19 protein-coding genes and 1 pseudogene are annotated in these 17784 nt (G+C 53.9%); 18 read left to right on the top strand and 2 right to left on the bottom strand.

The features are described 5' to 3' along the window. Positions 1-29 precede the first annotated feature (29 nt). The 18 genes from DWZ47_RS15190 to DWZ47_RS15105 all read left to right on the top strand — a co-directional run bounded on the left by DWZ47_RS15190 (position 30) and on the right by DWZ47_RS15105 (position 16311). The gene (locus DWZ47_RS15190; protein WP_004293565.1) at positions 30-1097 is read left to right on the top strand and encodes an exonuclease SbcCD subunit D; all 1068 of its coding nucleotides are present in this window, start codon (positions 30-32) and stop codon (positions 1095-1097) included. Then, positions 1085-3409 carry a hypothetical protein gene (locus DWZ47_RS15185; RefSeq protein ID WP_004293564.1) on the top strand — a complete coding sequence of 775 codons (2325 nt, stop codon included), beginning with the start codon at positions 1085-1087 and terminating at the stop codon, positions 3407-3409. The genes DWZ47_RS15190 and DWZ47_RS15185 overlap by 13 nt, the downstream gene beginning before the upstream one ends. Next, positions 3384-3869, top strand: a complete 486-nt coding sequence (locus DWZ47_RS15180; protein WP_004293563.1) for a crossover junction endodeoxyribonuclease RuvC — start codon at positions 3384-3386, stop codon at positions 3867-3869. The genes DWZ47_RS15185 and DWZ47_RS15180 overlap by 26 nt, the downstream gene beginning before the upstream one ends. Positions 3870-4013: 144 nt before the next feature. Continuing rightward, entirely contained in the window at positions 4014-4616 is a 603-nt protein-coding gene (locus DWZ47_RS15175) for an RNA polymerase sigma factor (RefSeq protein WP_004322848.1), read from the top strand. Further along, a complete protein-coding gene (locus DWZ47_RS15170) occupies positions 4594-5211 on the top strand; it encodes a hypothetical protein (RefSeq protein WP_008672745.1) in 618 nt (205 codons plus the stop codon). The genes DWZ47_RS15175 and DWZ47_RS15170 overlap by 23 nt, the downstream gene beginning before the upstream one ends. Beyond that, the gene (locus DWZ47_RS15165) at positions 5208-6563 is read left to right on the top strand and encodes a DnaB-like helicase C-terminal domain-containing protein (protein ID WP_004293560.1); all 1356 of its coding nucleotides are present in this window, start codon (positions 5208-5210) and stop codon (positions 6561-6563) included. The genes DWZ47_RS15170 and DWZ47_RS15165 overlap by 4 nt, the downstream gene beginning before the upstream one ends. 634 nt (positions 6564-7197) lie before the next feature. Then, a complete protein-coding gene (locus tag DWZ47_RS15155; protein ID WP_004293559.1) occupies positions 7198-8238 on the top strand; it encodes a toprim domain-containing protein in 1041 nt (346 codons plus the stop codon). Then, the gene (locus DWZ47_RS15150; protein WP_004293558.1) at positions 8235-9992 is read left to right on the top strand and encodes a PHP domain-containing protein; all 1758 of its coding nucleotides are present in this window, start codon (positions 8235-8237) and stop codon (positions 9990-9992) included. Before DWZ47_RS15155 ends, DWZ47_RS15150 begins: the two co-directional genes overlap by 4 nt. Then, complete coding sequence (locus DWZ47_RS15145) at positions 9958-10725, top strand: DNA-methyltransferase (RefSeq protein WP_004293557.1); 768 nt, start codon at positions 9958-9960, stop codon at positions 10723-10725. The genes DWZ47_RS15150 and DWZ47_RS15145 overlap by 35 nt, the downstream gene beginning before the upstream one ends. Then, on the top strand, positions 10718-11260 hold the full coding sequence (locus tag DWZ47_RS15140) for an HNH endonuclease (RefSeq protein ID WP_004293556.1): 543 nt from the start codon (positions 10718-10720) through the stop codon (positions 11258-11260). Before DWZ47_RS15145 ends, DWZ47_RS15140 begins: the two co-directional genes overlap by 8 nt. Next, on the top strand, positions 11257-13434 hold the full coding sequence (locus tag DWZ47_RS15135; protein ID WP_117513710.1) for a DNA polymerase III subunit alpha: 2178 nt from the start codon (positions 11257-11259) through the stop codon (positions 13432-13434). The genes DWZ47_RS15140 and DWZ47_RS15135 overlap by 4 nt, the downstream gene beginning before the upstream one ends. Before the next feature lie 6 nt (positions 13435-13440). Then, positions 13441-14208 carry a PolC-type DNA polymerase III gene (locus tag DWZ47_RS15130; protein ID WP_008860772.1) on the top strand — a complete coding sequence of 256 codons (768 nt, stop codon included), beginning with the start codon at positions 13441-13443 and terminating at the stop codon, positions 14206-14208. After that, positions 14205-14564: a hypothetical protein gene (locus tag DWZ47_RS15125; protein WP_009316565.1), complete on the top strand. Its 360-nt coding sequence runs from the start codon at positions 14205-14207 to the stop codon at positions 14562-14564. Before DWZ47_RS15130 ends, DWZ47_RS15125 begins: the two co-directional genes overlap by 4 nt. Continuing rightward, positions 14533-15054, top strand: a complete 522-nt coding sequence (locus DWZ47_RS15120; RefSeq protein WP_009316566.1) for a hypothetical protein — start codon at positions 14533-14535, stop codon at positions 15052-15054. The genes DWZ47_RS15125 and DWZ47_RS15120 overlap by 32 nt, the downstream gene beginning before the upstream one ends. Beyond that, positions 15035-15193: a hypothetical protein gene (locus DWZ47_RS30660; RefSeq protein WP_008860769.1), complete on the top strand. Its 159-nt coding sequence runs from the start codon at positions 15035-15037 to the stop codon at positions 15191-15193. Before DWZ47_RS15120 ends, DWZ47_RS30660 begins: the two co-directional genes overlap by 20 nt. A 3-nt stretch (positions 15194-15196) precedes the next feature. Further along, positions 15197-15496: a hypothetical protein gene (locus DWZ47_RS15115; protein ID WP_004322861.1), complete on the top strand. Its 300-nt coding sequence runs from the start codon at positions 15197-15199 to the stop codon at positions 15494-15496. A gap of 22 nt (positions 15497-15518) precedes the next feature. Beyond that, on the top strand, positions 15519-15725 hold the full coding sequence (locus DWZ47_RS15110; protein ID WP_008860768.1) for a hypothetical protein: 207 nt from the start codon (positions 15519-15521) through the stop codon (positions 15723-15725). Beyond that, positions 15718-16311: a DUF6549 family protein gene (locus tag DWZ47_RS15105; protein ID WP_008860767.1), complete on the top strand. Its 594-nt coding sequence runs from the start codon at positions 15718-15720 to the stop codon at positions 16309-16311. Before DWZ47_RS15110 ends, DWZ47_RS15105 begins: the two co-directional genes overlap by 8 nt. 184 nt (positions 16312-16495) lie before the next feature. On the opposite strand, the gene DWZ47_RS15100 is transcribed toward DWZ47_RS15105, so the two are convergent. Both DWZ47_RS15100 and DWZ47_RS15095 read right to left on the bottom strand, forming a co-directional pair. Further along, positions 16496-17623 (bottom strand): fimbrillin family protein, encoded by a 1128-nt coding sequence (locus DWZ47_RS15100; protein WP_117513708.1) that lies wholly within the window; start codon positions 17621-17623, stop codon positions 16496-16498. Between the two features lie 43 nt (positions 17624-17666). Next, positions 17667-17784: pseudogene (locus DWZ47_RS15095) on the bottom strand (DUF5119 domain-containing protein); the annotation flags it as partial.

Raw genomic sequence — 17784 nt, 5'->3', positions numbered from 1 at the left:
GCCTCCCGTCCTAATCACAATCACTTAGTATGAAAGAGAACAAACCCTGCCTTTTGTTATTGAATGACATCCACATCTCGAAAGACAACATCCCTGCATTCCAGGCCAACTGGCAGGAGGCCATGGGAATTTGCAGGGAACGGGATATCCGGGAAGTGGTTGTCGGAGGAGACCTGTTCTTTTCCCGTGCCGCCCAGACACTCGATGTCCTGCTGGCCGTCAGGGATATGCTTGTATCCGCCGCGGACCATGACATTCATGTCACGCTGGCGGAAGGGAACCACGACAAGGTGAACCAGGAATCCCTGCGCGGATATTGTCATGTCTTCGACCGGCATCCGAATGTGACTGTCGTGGATGAGTACCTGACCCTGTGCCGCCCGGAATGGAAGTTCGCGCTCCATGTAATGAGCTATTTTCCGGAAGACGGCTCTTTTGCCGAAAGGCTCGGACGATTGGCTGCGGAAGCGCTTTCCGGAGAACCGGAGCACTTCCTCTACATCCATGAGGGTATCAACGGGGCATTGGCACAGCCTTCGGAAAAGGAACTGCCTGCCAGGATATTCTCTCCTTTCGACAAGGTCTTTGTCGGCCATTACCACAACCGTACCGTCATTCCGGGGACGGGAATCGAATATATCGGTTCCTCGCGCCAGCATAACTTCGGGGAGGACGAGGAGAAAGGATACACGGTGCTGTATACGGACGGCACGTACGAGTTTGTCAAGAACCGCGTGAACATGCGGTACCGTGTCATGGATATGCCGGCGGAACGTGCCGGGTTGCACCTGATGGACGAGCTGCGTGAAATGGAGGCCGATGGTCGCTACAAGGTCAAGGTGCGTGTCCATGCACCTGCCGCCGCGATGAAATCGGTGGACAAAGCCGCCTTGCTGGAAGCCGGAGCGGCGAAGGTAGAACTGGTTGCCGATGACGAGCAGCTGCCGGAGGCGGTATCCTCTTCGCTCTTCGAGAAATTCGACAGCCGCCGCATCCGGGAAACCTACGAGGACTTCTGCCGGGAGAAACAGATCGAGGATGTGTCGATGGGATTGGAGTATTTATCTAGAATAGAAAACAGATCATGTGGAAATTAAAGACGATAGAAGCCGAAAATCTCTGCGCCTTCCGTTCGCTGTCCTACATGCTGCGGCAAGGCGTGACGACATTGATTTTCGGCGATAACCGGGACAATGAGTCCCAGCAGTCGAACGGGGCCGGCAAGTCTGCCCTGTTGGAATGCATTGCCGTGGGTATCACGGGCAGCCCGCTTAGAAAGATACGCTCGGAGGAGATTATCAACGATGCAGCGGAAGAATGCCGTATCGCTTTGCGTTTCATCAACGATTCCGCCGCCGAGGAACTGCTCGTCAACCGCCGTATCCCGCGCAAGGGGGCTTCCTCTGTCAGCTGTACGCTTTACCGTGGCGGCAAGCAGGTGGTAACCGATGAAGCGGTACAGCCTTCGGTGGATGCCTATAACCGGTATATTCTTGACAAACTGGGTATCACACGCGACGAGCTGCTCAACAATTTCATCCTTTCCAAATACCGGTATGAGGATTTCCTCTCGTCATCGGACAAGGAGAAGAAAGAGGTCATCAACCGCTTTTCCAACGGTATCCTGGTGGATGAAGCCATCGCCAAAGTGGAGGAAGACATCGTGCCGCTCTCTGAAAAGAAACGGCAGGTGGAACTGGAACTGGCCGGGTTGGACGGGCGTATCGGGATGTTACAGGAGCAGATACGCAAGGAGGAGGAAGCCGGAGCCGAGCGGGGGCGTACCCGTGTGGAACGTATCATGGGACTGGAAACGGCCATAGCGGCCAAGAGGGAGCAGATCCGTACCGGGCACGAGAACGTGGACAGGCTTGAGGAACAGCTTGCCGGAGTGCAGCGGGCGGACGAGGCTTTGCAGGAACTGGAAGCCGGAGATACCGCATTGGAAGCATGTCTGGAAAAGATAGCGGAAATGATGTCCCTCTTTCCCGATGCCCGGCAGACGGACTGGGACAAGGTCATTGCCGAAAAGAAAGGACGGTTACAGACCGCCACAGAGCGGCTGAAGGATTGCGATGCCGTCTTGAAGCAGGCGGAACAGGAACTGAAAAACAGGACTGACGGCTGGGAACAGTTCAAGAAGGAGTATGCCGCATTCTGTGAGGCATACAGGGATCAGTCCGATACGACTGCGGAGAGACTGCGGGAAATCGACATCCGTCTGCGCGACCTGTCCGGCAGCATCGAGGAACTGCGTCATAAACGGCGTATCGTTTCTGCCGGTATTGACGGCCTCTCGAACAAACTGGCCGGCTCCATCACCTGTCCTTTCTGCGGGCATGAGTTTCTGGTGGCAGAACCACAGTTCGACATCGAGGCCGGCATGAAGGAACTGAAGCTCCGTCAACGGCAGCTCACGGAAATCAACGGCCGTATCGATGAGAAGCAGGAGGAGACGGATGCCGTGGAGTTGCAGCAGAACCGGCTGAACCATGAGCGCCGGATATTGGAAGGCAGACGCACCGGATGGGAGGAGCAGCTGGCCGGGCACGAACGGGCCATCAGGAATGCCACCCGCCACGTGGAAGAGGTGGAAAGCGGGCATAAACGCATCGCTTCCGAAATTACCGCCCTGCAAAGTGAAATCGAAGGTGTCCGCCGCAAGGTATTCGACGAGGTGTTCGGATTCATAGACGAGCGCAATGCCGCACTGAACCGCGGCATACGGGTAGGCAAGGAAGATATACAGGCTGCGGCCTGCGCCATCGACACTTTGCAGGCCACGATCCGGGAGCTGGATGAGGCGGCTTCACCCGACCTCATACAATCGCTCAAGGACACTCTCCGTGAAACGCGCGGGAAGTCCAACGAGGCGGCAGGGCGCAAGACGGCCGTCGATGCCCGGGTCCGTGCCCTGGAGATACAGCGGGAACGGTTCGTGCAGTTCAAGACCTATCTGGCCAACACGAAAATCGAGGCGCTCAGCCGTATCACCAACGAGTTCCTGCAAGACATCGGCAGCGACATCCGTATCCGCTTCGACGGGTATACCGTCCTCAAGAGTGGTAAGGTAAGGGAGAAAATCTCCATCTCACTGCTGCGCGACGGCATGGACTGCGGCTCGTTCGGCAAGTTTTCGGCAGGCGAAGCCGCCCGTGTGAATTTGGCGACCATCCTTGCCATGCAGAAACTCGTGAACAGCAACTGCGACGGGGACAAGGGACTGGATCTGCTCGTGCTGGACGAGATACTCGAGGCGGTCGATGAAGCGGGGCTGGCCTCCATGTTCGAGGCGCTGAACTCGCTCGGCGGTACCGTGCTGGTAGTCTCGCACGGGAATGTGGCTGAAGGGTATCCGCATAAACTGGTAATCGTGAAAGAGAATGGCGAATCGAGACTCGGAGAATAGCGTACTGACCCGGGAGCAGGTACTGGCGCTGGACATCGCCACGCATACCGGATACTTCTCCCTGCATGAGGCCGGGACATGGAACTTCACCGAAAGCAAACGGCGCAACGGCAACAAGATGCACGGCGCTTTCAGGACTACGCTGCTCTCGCTGCTCCGTCGTTACGGCATCCGCCGCGTCGTGGCCGAGGATGTGAGCGTGAACCGCCATTTCTACGACATGCGGCGGCTCTCGGAACTCAGGGGTATCCTGCTCGAAGTGTGCGATGAACTGGATATCCCGGAACCGGAGTTCGTCAACCCGGCTGTCCTCAAGAAATGGGCGACGGGAGACGGACACGCCACCAAGACGCAGATGGTCGCGGCCTGCAAGGACAGATACGGTATTGTCCCGGTGGATGACAATGCGGCGGATGCCTGCCACCTCTTCTACTATTACATCCGCAGGCACAGGCTGTGACAAGCCGACAACGGTTTGGATTTTTTCCGGGCGGCGGTAATGCTGCCGCCCGTTTTTTCAATTGACGCTCACGGTAGCTGACAGATTAGGACATGAGATTCATTATCAACCTTTTCAGTCAGTGGAAACGTGGAAAAGAAAGATGTGTTTATTGCGGTTCTCCAGCCTGAAGACGAATCCGCGAGACAGAGGGCGGAACTTCTCAGAAAATATGTGATGCCGCACAAGAATCTGATATACAGCATTTGTATCAAATATACCTATAACCAGGAGGACATCGAGGACAACTACCTCGAGGCGTTGGCCAACTTCTTCAAGTATATGGACAGTTATGACCCGGCCCGTCCGGTAAAGACCTGGATCTATGCCGTGACCAAACGGCTTGTGGCGGACCTGAACAACCGCAACAGGAACCGCATGCCCCCGGACGACAATATCGACATTTCGGAAATATCCTCTTCGCTGTCGGATGAGGACGAACCGTCGGGAAACAGCATGGGGATGGACAACTACCGCGAGTTCTATAACGATGACATCCTCTGGGCACTGGACCGGCTCAAACCGATTTACCGGGAAGCCCTGCTCTTGCAGCAGGCTGGTTACAAACTCGGGGAAATCATGGAAATCACCTATAACAACGGTACTTTGCAGACCAGGAACGTAGAAACGGTAAAAAGCCGCATCTTCCTAGCCAAGACGCAGCTGCGCAAACTATTGACACGCGATGGAGAGAAAAGAATGGATTGACGGATGCCGGAGGCTCTTTACACGGCTGGTCCGCACCACGGTGTGGGCGGATTTTGTGTTCCCTACCGGCGGCAAGTCGGACAGGCAGCTCGGGATGTGTTTCGACGGCTTGTGCCGGGAGGTCGTCTCCGTCAGTGCGGAACGCCTGTCCGACTTCTGTATCTGCCAGACATATGCCATTTCCGGATATGATACCGCGTATCGCAGGAAATGGAACGTCTCCCATTCATTCGGAAAGAAAGCCATCGGCCGCTATCTCCGCTCGGGAAAGGAACGCCGCTACCGGGAGGACCGGTGGCTGAAGAGTTTCGGGCTGTCACGGCATGATTTGGCGCGGGCAGTGGAAGACCGCCGCAGCCATCCGTTCGGGCGTTTTATTTATCCGGAATACGAGGAGACGACCAAGCGGCGACTGCTCTCCACCGAAGCGGGATATCTCGTCTGTGCGCTCTCCACGCTGATGTGGACGCCTTTCTCCCCGTCATGCTCAAAATGTGCGAAAGCGGAGCCATGCCGCAGAAGGACACAGGCGCGCTATCCGGAACTGTACCGTATCCGCTGTGAGGCGTGGCGGAAAAAGGAGGCGAAGCCATGAGTGCCGTCAATCCGCTCAGTGCCGAGTTCCTGTATGAACTCTATGCCACGGCGCTCAGACAGGAACCGTTGTGTGCTGTCCTAGCCCGGCATATGCGTAAGGAATACCTGCCGGACCGTTCGTTCCAGCAGGTACAGGAGGCGATAGCCGTACACTTCAAGACATACAAGACACCGCCGTCGTATGCCGTGCTGGCACAGACCTTCCATGAGGATTACGACGCCATCGAGCTGATAGACACTTTCCGGGAGTATGACGAGGGACAGAGTGCCGAGGTGATGACCGACATGCTGGAGTCCTACATCAAGGGGGTCCGGTTGCAGTCGGTCTATGCGGAGGTCGGGAAACTGTATAACGAGAACAAACAGGACAAGGCGGAGAAGACTCTTCGGGAATATGCCGAGTGGCTGGCAGGGTTCACGCTGAAGAGTTCCTCGTTCGTCGATGTGGCCGCGACTTTCAAGGAGCGTTTCGAGAGGAACCGCCGGCGCGAGGAGGAAGAGGAACGCTCGGCCGCCCCTCGTGTGTCCCGCTTCTACATCCCGTATCTGGATGCGCTCAATGCCGGACGTAACCTGCGAGGTCAGCTGACCTGTTTCCTGGCCAGCACAGGCGTGGGAAAGTCGCACATCGCCAAATGGATCGGTGTCAGGGCGGACATCGATGACGGGCTGCATGTGCTGCATTTCCAGCTGGAAGGTTCGGAAGAAGAGGCGTTGAACGCCTATTCCGGCGGACTGATTTCCAGGAACGCCTACTATTACGAGCGGGGAAAGATTTCGGATACGGAGATGAGACATCTGGAAAAACTGGTCGCCTCGTATGCCGGAAGCATCACGGTGCGCAGTTACCCGCGTTTCAATGCCCAGGTCTCGACACTCGACATCAAGAACGGCATTTCGGAATACAGGAAGCTCAAAGGATATAATCCGGACATCGTGATTGTGGATTCGATGGACTTGCTGACGGATGCCAACCGCCGTTCATGGGGAGCCGACCATGAACGGGCGAAGCGTATCGCGGTGGCTAATGACCTGAAGGACCTGGCGGCGGACGAAAAGGTATGGATGGTGGTGACTTACCAGTCTACCATCGAAGACCGGGAGTGGCTGAATGACGAGCGGAACGTGCTGACCGAGTACAACTGTTCGGAGGCCAAAGGTCTGGCCCGCCCGTGCACGCACCTTGTTTCGCTCAACCAGTCATCGGCTGAAAGAAAGGAGAACGTTATGCGCCTGCACGTGGCCAAAAGCCGGTTCTTCAAGAAAGGAGACACTATCAGGATTGCCACCGACTACGACAATGAGGTGTTCTATGACGGGCAGAGGACACTGAATCTGAACAGGGAATAAAAAGCCATCGATCCGGATGCGGCGTGTCGGTGGCTTTTTGACTTGTAACGACTGGAATGTTGAGAATATATGGCAGCTTACATGCGTAAAACCAATTCCGGACAGATACGATTTTTATTGTATGCCCTTTGTATTCCGCCATATCGTCCGTTCCCCATGTTATCAACAGCAGGTTTTCACATTTCAATTCCTCTGCCGCCTCCAAGACTTTCAGTTTCCGCTCACGGGTCTTGGCGTTCGAGATATCATACGACCTTTGTTCGAGGAAAGTTCGAATGACCTCGCAAATACAAATCCGTTATTTGTAGTAATTGGAAAACGATACTTTTCATTCAGTATGTTTATTGTACTGCACAAAAAATACGCTTTTTTTATGTAGAGAGTGATCATTTTAGAAAAGTACATCTCTACACCTGATAATCAGCCAATGCTGATTATCAATCTCCTTATTTATATATTGTTTTATCGATTAGACAAAAGCAGTCATTTTTTGTCCAGCCGGGAAGACAATTTCTCTTTTCCTTTGGGTGGAAAGACCTTCCATGATTCTGCCGGTCTATTTTTATTGGGCTAATCCGGATTCTTTTTCCAAACATTTCAAACCAACCTGTAGCGGTCACGACTATACCTTAATATGGAACTGTCGGTACAGGAATATCAATATCTGGTTTCGGAGATAACCCGCGAGACGGGTGCCAAACGGGACGGGAGCGGTAAGAACCTTATCGTTCCGCGCTGCCCGTTCTGCGGAAAGTCGGGCGGTAAGTTCGGTATCTACATCGGCAAGGCGACTGCCCACCGCCGGCCTTTCATGGCCCACTGCTTCTCCTGCGGGGCATCCACCCGTACATTGGAGCAACTTCTGGCGGCTATCGGTCGCATGGACCTGATGGTTTTGCAGACAGCTGACATTGCCGCACCGTTGAACCTGCACCTGCTGGAGAAGGACGAGGCGGAAGAAATAGACGACGAACTGGTGCCGGTCGAATTGCCGGACTTTTACAAGCGCACTTTCCGGCATCCGTATTTGCAGCGGCGCGGCTTCTGTTTCGACGATTACGAGTATTTCCCGGTCGGGATAACCGGCAGGCTCAATCCGCGCTACGCGGACTATGTCGTCTTTCCGGTCATCGATGACTGTACGGTTGTCGGCTATGTCTCCCGCCATACCTGGCCGAAAGAGGATATAGACGCCCACAACCGCAAGACCAGACATAGCGGCGGGTACAAGATCCTGCGTTACCGGAACTCCACGGAAAACGACTTTTCCAGACTCCTTTATAACTACGATGCCGTCCGTATGGATGAAACCGATACGGTCATCCTCGCGGAAGGTATTTTCGATGTCATCGCCCTGACCCGCAGACTCGAACTCTATGACAATTCCCATGTCGCAGCCGTGGCCACTTTCGGAAAGAAAATATCCGATGTACAGATCTACAAGCTGCAATCGAAAGGCGTCAGAACCGTAGTCATCGGTTACGATGGTGATGCCGTCGAGTCGGTAAAGCGGACGGCTGAACGGCTGAAACCCTATTTCGAGGTTTTCATCGCGGACATTGCTGATGCCGCCAAAGACTGGGACGAACTCACGGAAGCGGAAATCTACGGGATTTTCGCCTGCCGCCTGCTGTCCGTCCTTGAATACAAACTCAAAAAAGTACAGGAAAGATGATACAGGAACTTTTCTCATGGCTCGATGCACAACGGATAACCTATATCCCGGTCGATACGGAAGTGGTGGATATTCCCGGCTTCGGGCGGCTTTTCACGGCCGACCTGTCGGGAGTGGAATCCATCTTCCGCGGCGACGGGGACAAGCTCGTGTTCAACCTGATGGAAAGTCCGGATGTGCTGATGGAAGAAGGAATCTTCCATGTGGCCTTCCCGTTCGGCAGGAACTGGTACTACTATGACCTGCGGGAAGAATTCCGTTTCAACCTGCTGAAATATATCGGCCGGCCCAAGCCTCCGGTACATGATGTACCTTTCGTGAACCTCGGCATCCATACCTCCTACGAGCTGCTGAACGCCTGCTGCTCGCCGGAAGATTTGTGCCGCAAGGCGAAATGGCTCGGGCATACGGCTGTCGGCATCTGCGACCGCAATACAATGGCCGCCACGCTGAACCTTCAGAAGGAGTGCGCCAATACCGGGCTGAAACATATATTCGGCTACTCGCTGACAATGATGCACGAAGAAGAACGTGTCGGGCTGAAGATTTATGCCTTGGATAACGAGGGGCTGCATAATCTGCTGCGCATCCAACGGGCCGTCATGGTCGATTCGGAAGACAACACCCTCCGCTATGAACAGCTGCTGATGTATGCCGCAGGTTGTGTGGTGGTTTTCGCCATCCGTTCCGTCTACTGGATGGCCGGACACCCCAAACAGGTGAAGCGTATCCGGAAAGGTGCCGAAGCGGTCTATTACCAGGTCGACGCCAACGAATACAAGGCGGACCGCATCGACAGGGAGCAACTAGAAGCCCTGAAATATTATTTCGGCAACTGTTATGATGCCGACACGGATTCATTTACAGTAGAACCAGTCCTGATTCCGGACTGCTACTACATGGACAAGGACGATGCAGGGTACAGAATCGTGGTGAACAAGATTGCCACGGGAGCCGCCCATGAACAGAGCGATGACCAGTATTTCAAGACAGCGGATGAATTGTATGACACGCTCCGTCCTCTGTTCTCCGGGCAATGGGACTTCGATTCCCTGTTTAGGCGCATGTGCCGTCCCACGGTGGAGATTGCCGGACGTGCGGACGCCTCATTCGAGACCGGGCGAATGTTCATGCCGGAATACCGTATGCGACCGGAAGAGCGGGAACGGTATGGTGACCGCCGTACGATGTTCCTCCGACTGCTTGACGACGGGCTGGACCGGAAAGTGCCGGAACCGGAGCGGGAACGCTATCGGGAACGGCTGGACGAGGAAGTCTATATCATTGAATCGACCGACAATGTGGACTATTTCCTGGTGCAGTGGGATATGGTGCGGGAGGCGCACCGGAGAGGCATCGCAACTGGTATAGGTCGCGGTTCCGCCGGGGGCTCGCTGGTTTCCTACTTGCTTGGCATAACCTCCATCGACCCGCTGAAATACGACCTTATCTTCTCGCGCTTCCTCGTGCCGGAACGCTGCGGGCTCAGCTGGAAAGACGAACTGACGGTGCTTGCCCCGGACATCACACTCGGCAAGGGCGAACGCTATGTGGAGATGGAATCTGAAGGCAAGACTTACCGTCTGTGCACGGATGCCCGGATGCGGGTAATCCGTAACGGAGAAGAGCGGACGATATACGCAGATGAATTGATGTGTGGCGACGAAATCCTTTTTGACCGCCGAGATTGCTTGTGGAACCTAAAGGAACTCGAAACCCATGAATCCGACCTACGAACACCACCGTCCCTATGACGGTTGCGACCTTTACCGGGGCGATGCACTCGATGTGCTGCCCCTGCTGGCTGAAGAAGGCATCACTGCCGACATGGTATTGTCAGACCCTCCATACGGTACGACACATTGTCGATGGGACGCCGTGATAGACATCCCCGGGATGTGGAATGCTGTACAGGGCATATCCAGACCTGACACTCCCGTACTGCTGTTCTGCCAGCATCCTTTTACGAGCTTGCTGGGCAGTTCCAATCTCCGCAGGCTGCGGTATGCCTGGGTATGGGAGAAGACGCAGGCGACAGGCTTCCTGAATGCCGGGCGTATGCCGATGAAGGCGCACGAGGACATTCTGGTCTTCTACGACAGGTTGCCGAAGTATCATCCGATCAAGACGGACGGGCACAGGCGCAAGGTCGTGATGGCCGAACACCAGCGGAAATGCGATGCCGGCGAGATATACCGGAAGCACGACAATTTCCGGGATTACATATCCACGGAACGCTATCCGCGCAGCGTGCTGAAGTTCAAGACCGACAAGCAACGCTCCTGCCTGCACGCGACACAGAAACCTGTCGCCCTGCTGGAATACCTGATACGCACCTACACCGATGAAGGGGACATCGTCCTCGACTTTGCGATGGGCAGCGGCAGCACGGCCGTGGCCTGCCGGAATACGGGACGCCGGTTCGTCGGCGTGGAGATAGACCGGGAAATTTTTCAGACAGCACTAAACCGTATAACCCATGGCTGACACCCGGGAAATCTGGGTGGATATCAAGAACTATGAAGGAAAGTACAGGATCAGCAACCTCGGGCGTGTCAAGAGTCTGGAACGGCAGGTTTCGCATGACGGCATTACCTGGATACAACCCGAACGCATTATGTGCCATTGGTGCGGGACGACTTCGCTCTATGACTGTGTCCGGCTCTACAAGGGCGGTGTCGGGAAGAAGTTCTCCGTGCACCGTCTGGTAGCACAGCATTTCCTGCCCGACTGGAATCCGGGACTGGAGGTGAACCATATCGACGGGAACCGCGACAACAACCGTGCGGATAACCTGGAGATGTGTACGCACCAGCGGAATATGGAACATGCCATAGCGGGTGGCCTCAAACGGGATTACGGCGAAAAAAGCGTGAATGCCAAACTGACCAACGGGCAGGCGGAAGAGATACGGGTGAGATATTCTTCCGGCCAGGCTTCCCAGAACAGCCTGGCAAAACAGTACGGCGTCAGCCGCCAGACGGTAAGCGCGATAATACGATACAAGAAATATATCAGATGAAAGTAACACATATAAGAATCAGGAAAGCAGACGGGCCGCTGACGGTCATGGATGCCTTTGTGGACAAAGGACTGACGGAAGGCGGCCACGCTTCGCTGCCAGATATAGATGTCGACTATGCCTCCGACCGGCGACAGGAGATCAAGGATTACCTGGAAGAACGGTACAACGCGGACGGCCGCCAGCGTGTCTTTTCCGCCGGCACCTTTACCACGATGAAACTGAAAGCCGCCTTGAAGGACGTGGCACGCGTACACCGCGTGCCTCACTCCATCGTGAACTATATTACCGCCATGATAGATGACGGCACGGACTGGACAGGACTGTTCAGACAGGCTGCCTCCAACAGAAAACTTCGGGACTTTATCCAGACCTATCCGCTGGTCATCGAGGACGTGCAAGGATTGCTCGGACAGCCCAAAGCGGCCTCCATACACGCCTCGGCCATCGTTGTCACACCGGACACGCGGGACGGCAGGCCCGCCGAATGCTTCGATTTCCTGCCGGTCCGCAAGATGGACGGGGCACTGGTATCGGAGTTCGACGGCTATTCGGTCGATGAGATCGGATTGTTGAAGGAGGATGTGCTGGCGACAAAGGAACTTGCCAAACTGAGTGCCGTCATCGCGTTGGTCAACCGGAATTTCGGGCAGGAACTCACCATCGGGCGTATCACGCAGGATATGCTGGAAGACGGGAAGACCTACCGGCTGCTCTCGGACGGTAACACGCAGAATGTGTTCCAGTTCTCTTCACCGGGCATTACCCGGTTTATCCAGGATGTACAGCCGGAGTGTATCGAGGACCTGATCGCCGTCAATGCCCTGTACCGCCCCGCCACGCTCGACATCGGCGCCACCGATGATTATGTCCGTTTCAGGCGTGGCGAGGTGGCCCCGGTCTATAACTACGGCTGTTATGAAGCGACGAAGAACACTTTCGGAATCATGGTCTACCAGGAGCAGTTCATGTCCGTCGCCCATACGCTCGGGGGATTCGACCTCGGGAAGACCGACCTCCTGCGCAAGGCCATAGGAAAGAAGAAAGCCGACCTGATGGCCACGCTGAAGGCGGATTTCATTGCCGGAGCCGTCGGGAACGGATGCCCGGACTATGAGGCGGAGGAAATCTGGCACAAGATAGAGGTGGCCGGGAAATATTCGTTCAACCGCTCCCATGCCGCGGCATACGCCCTTACAGCCTATTGCGGGGCATGGCTCAAGGCCAATTACCCGTCGGCGTTCTATACCGTGGCATTGCAATGGGCGGACGACAAGGAGATTCCTTCGCTGATGGCGGAGATGGAACGCTGCTCGCCGGCCAAGATCGTGCCGCCGGACATCAACCGCTCCGGGACGGAGTTCTTCACCGACTATGCCACCGATGAAATCTTCTGGTCGCTTACCCGAATCAAGCAGGTCGGCCTCAGGACAGTGGAATACATCGTCACGGAACGCGACCGGGGCGGGGCATATACGGGTATCGAGAACTTCATCCACCGCATATTCCGTTACAAGCTCAAGAAATACAGTTACTGGGACGATCCCGACAACGCGGAAGAGGCCGTGAAAGTCCCCGTGAACGCCCGGCATGTCAAGCACATGATCCTTGCCGGATGCTTCGACCGCATCGAAAAAGCCGGGGCGGTTACCGAACGCTGCGCGCTGCTCGAACGCGCCGCACGTGAACTGGGATTCTCCCTTTCCGAAAAGGACTTCCCGCAGGACATGCGCGGGCGGCATTTCTTCTGGTCGCAGCAGCAGATTGCCGTGTCGGGTATCGGCAGCATCGACTACCGCCGCATCTTCGACAATTCGGAAGCCAGCGGGCAGGTCAAGGGAAAAGCCTCCTACCTGACCCTGGACGAGGTGGCACGGGACGAGAATGACGGCAGGCGTGCGGCTGTCTGCGCCACGGTGGTGGATGTAGCCGAGCATACCTACAAGGACAGGGAGACGGGAAGCCGGAAGCGTTTCGCCAGGCTGACACTCTCCCAGAACAACCGCCTGGCGGAGTGCGTGTGCTGGAACGACTATTACATGGAGCACCGCACCGAGATCCAGTCGCTCAAAGACCGGGTGGTCATCCTCACTGCCGTCATCCGTTACAGCGACTACAACGGATGCAATACATTACAGACCTATAGGAACTCATTGTTATTCATTCAATCCTGAAAAGATATGGCACCCAAGACAGAACAGAAGATATATGTAGGCATCGGGCTGGACTTCGAGACCGGAGGGCTGGACTGCCGTGAATGCGCCTGTACACAGATCGCCCTGCAAGCCGTCCGTTTCGACACATGGCAGGTATTCGACCGCTATCAGGCGTATATCGCCCCCTACGGGAAACAGGACGCGGGGCTTCCCCGACGCAAGGTGTTGCGTACCCGCCATGAACAGGCGAAAGAACCGGAATATGTCCCGATGAAGTACGAACAGACGGCATTGGACTATTCCGCCATTACCATGGAGATGCTGCGCACACAGGGTGTGGACATGAAGAAAGTCGCCGGAGAAGTCATCGCCTTCGCCAAACGCAGCACCCTCTCGAAGGGCTATCAGTGCAAGCCCGTGCTGGTCGGACAGAACATCGCTTTCGATATCGGATTCCTGCAACAGCTGATGAACTATGCCGGACTGGCCGCCGAGTTTGAAAAGACCTTTTCCGGTACCAAGGACTATTACGGCAACTTCCAGCCGCACTACATCGACACGCTTGTCATGGGACGGTTGGCTTTTGCCGCTGATCCGGAGGTTACTTCGTATAAACTGGAACTGGTAGCCTCAAAATTGGGGGTGGAACTGGACGATGCCCACGATGCGGCTGCGGATGTGACGGCCACGCTTGACATCCTGGGGGTCTATACCTCCCGTCTGCGCCAGACGGAAGGGGCGGCAATCGCTACACAGAAGAAAGAGAAAACCCGTAAATATTTCAAGATATGAGTATGGACACGAATAAGGAAGCCCAAGGCATTGACCGGGAACAGATTCCCGAGACCATTACATTCCGTACGGCGGACCGGATGACCTACGGGGCGCTGGGCTATGACGGGAACGAACTGATGGCGTTCATATCGGGCTACGACCTGGAAATCAAGTTCAACCTGCGGCTCATCAACTCGCTAGCGGATGCGGAGGCGTGTGCCGATGCGTTGGCCCAGGTATTCTATGACGCATTAATGGAGCAGTTGCTCAATGAAAAGGCGGATTTTGTAAAACCTCCGGGATACAAACCCGCTACTCTTTCAGAAAAGGAAGGAAGAACCGATGTCAGACAAGATAACGAACACGCAGGATAGGCCGGAAGAGAAACCGCTCACGGAGCAGGAGCTGCAATTCTGCAACCTCTATGTGAACGGCGGGCTGGAATATGCCGGACGGCCGAAAAAATGCTTTGTGGAGGTATTCGGTGAGGATACGGTGAAGAACCCGTATGCTTCGGCCAATTACCTGATGAACAAACCGCATGTGCTGGCACATATCAAGGCATTGCTCTCCTCGGAACGGTTCGAGATGGAGACGATGGCTGTAAAGCTGCAGGTGACCGAGACTCTCAAGGCAATCATGGACGAGACGGCCACTTCGGACTATACAGACCGTTTCGGTGTGCCGCTCTCTCCGGCACCGCTCAGGGCCGTGTCGGTCAATGCCGCCAAGGCGCTGATGGATATCTTCCCCATCAGGCACAAGGAGGAGAACCGCCTGCGTATCGAAGGCAGCGACGGCAATGTTATCTTCAATGTAATCGTACCCCAAAATCCTGTAAAAGATGGCGAAGCGGAAACGTAAAATCACTAAGGAAGAAATCGCCTGGTGGGTCTATCTGGCGATGATGATCGCGCTTGTCATCTATGGGTTCCGGGATAGTGCGGCAGCCGAGACTCTGCTGAGGGCTATCAGGGACGCATTCTCACTTTTAATGGAATAAGATATGGAACAACTCAAAGAATTTGTAATGAAGTACTTCAAGATCATTGTCGTGGTACTCTCGTTCTCGCTGACACTGTACATACAGCATGTCAACAACACCGCCCAAATTGCAGAACTGGAAACCAAATGTATCGGTTTGGAAGTGGAAATCAAGAACCAGTATGACCGTATCAACGCCATGAAGCTGGACAAGTCCGTGTTCGAGGCAACCATGATGCAGCTCAACACGGTACAGAATGACCTGCACGAAATCCGTGCCGATATCCGTGAACTTCTCAAATGTCAGGGAACGCACAAGTAAAAACATCGTGGAAAGACCAGTTATGAAAAAGAATGCATACGTTACCATCATCGCTTCGCCTGAACTCTCCGAAATGAGGTTGGACGAACTGGTCGGTCGCCGTGGACTGGTCGTTGAAGACCTCCCGCAGAACCGAAAAAAGAACCGGGGCGGCCTTGTATTGTTGGAAGAAATCTATATGGATGAATTTCTGTGGTTCATCCCCGAAGAATCAGTATCATATGAGTAGATTAAACAGAATACTTCTGGCAACGGTGTTGCTGCTCTGTAGCATCCTCTGGCTGCAGCACCGGCGGACAATACGCCTCACGGAAGAACGCGACCGATTCCGCATGAACAGCACCGCACTGCTTTCCGATGTGAAGCGGATGCAGATCGATTCAGCGACGATGGTCCTCGATGCCAAGGCATTGCGGCTGACTATAGATGAGTATAAAGAGTTCCGTGCCAAGGATGCCGAGACCATCGAAAGGCTAGGCGTGAAAATCAGGAACCTCGAAGTGGCTGCACGGCATGAAGTCGAAGTGAAAGCCCCGATAGATGCCGCCATCCGTGACACGCTCATTATCCGTGATACCGTTCCACTGCTGCGGCAGAAGGTGGAGATGGTTACACCGTATATCCAACTTACCGGGTTGATCGAGAACAAACGGCTCAAAGGCGACATCAAAGTTCCGGTAACCCTCAATCAGGCGGTTTGGGTAGAATACAAGGGATGGTGGTTCTGGAAGCGTGTAAAGGCTATCCATCAGTCCATTTCCAGTGACAACCCGTATGTGGAAATCAGGTATTCGGAATATATACGCATACAGTGAAAGAACATGTGTCTTTTATATGTGAAAAGTTCCTGTGACGCCGGTGCGCCAAGGAACTTTTTGCTTTTAGATGTGTTAAAGGCAGATGAATATTCATGCAATGGTTTCCCCGGGATTAGTTTTCAGGTGAAAAATTAAATAACAGATATATTCATGTTTAACCTGCCAACGGGTACGATATTAATTAAACGTTTACGTCTTTTGCCGCATTAACCCAGCCTGTTGTCTCTGCATCAAACTGGATCGGATTCAACACAGCCTCTCCCTGATCAGTATAACCACCACCGAAAATCAACGTGTAGATATGACGCTTGCCCTGTTCCCATGTATCTCCGAACGGAACATAAATTGTTTTGTATTCGCTTGCTGAACCCAACAGATAAGCTCCGGACTGCCGGATTTTGCAGGCGATCTCCAGATAACATTGCTTCGCATCGTCGGCACCCTTCTTGGTTTTGCTGGCTCCGGAAACAGTCCAAGCAGTCAGCTCCTGTGGTCTATTCAGCATAGGAGTAGTTGTGGAAATATCGGTAGCTATAGTATTACTTTTGACCGTGATGTTTACGTCTTTCACTACGGTAAATTTGCCCAGACCTGATACTTCACTTGGTAAATCAGCAGGATCACTCCAACTTCCCGTTCCATCGGCTGTCGCAGGCAATGTGAAGAAGCCGCCCATTTTGACATTATGAATCTTGATCATGTTGATGTCCACCTGCATGTTATCGTATTGGGTCTTTGCTTTGAATACGACCTGTGACAGAATATGTTTGAAATTAAATTTCACTATTCCGTTGTTCATGTCTTTTGTCTGGCCTTTGGCCATGGCATACATCACGTCGTAGTTTGCATGACCCGTGTTGGCTCCATACTCATCGATGCAGGTATAACTTATCTTTTGGACAGTCCCGGAGGCTTCCCACATATAATTCATCATCATGTCTTCACTAACCGTTCCGGGATTGAACGCGTAAAAGTCCAAAGCCCCGGTAGGCCAATAACGAAGGTCGCTCGCATTTTTATAATCCCACTTACCATTATTGTACACGATATTCACTCCGTCATGTCCAAATTCCGTGTCTACCTTTCCCATGAAGGCAGTACCATCCCCCGTAAAAGCGAACACGTCGAAATCGGTGTTCTTCAAGTTGTCGGGGGTAGTAGGGGTAGCCCTCGTTTCCGCCGCATTACTTAACACGTTAAAACCAATCGCATTTCGTGAGGAGGTTTCCACATTCGCAATCTCCTCGTCTGAGCAACCCATCAACAATGTTCCAAAGATTGCCCCAAGCATTACTGTACTTTTTTTCATAAAATGAATAAAATTGTTAATAAATATAATTAATAAAACTCGATTACAACACTATATCCACATTCACATCATCCCAATCATCAACGTCCACATCAAATCCCGGACCGCCACTTCCCGGCTCGGATGGTACCTCATAATCAAAATTCAACACCAGATGCACA

The sequence above is a fragment of the Bacteroides sp. AF32-8BH genome, assembly GCF_003435205.1.
GTDB classification, from domain to species: Bacteria; Bacteroidota; Bacteroidia; order Bacteroidales; family Bacteroidaceae; genus Bacteroides; species Bacteroides ovatus.
This window is presented reverse-complemented; position numbering and strand designations above follow the sequence as displayed.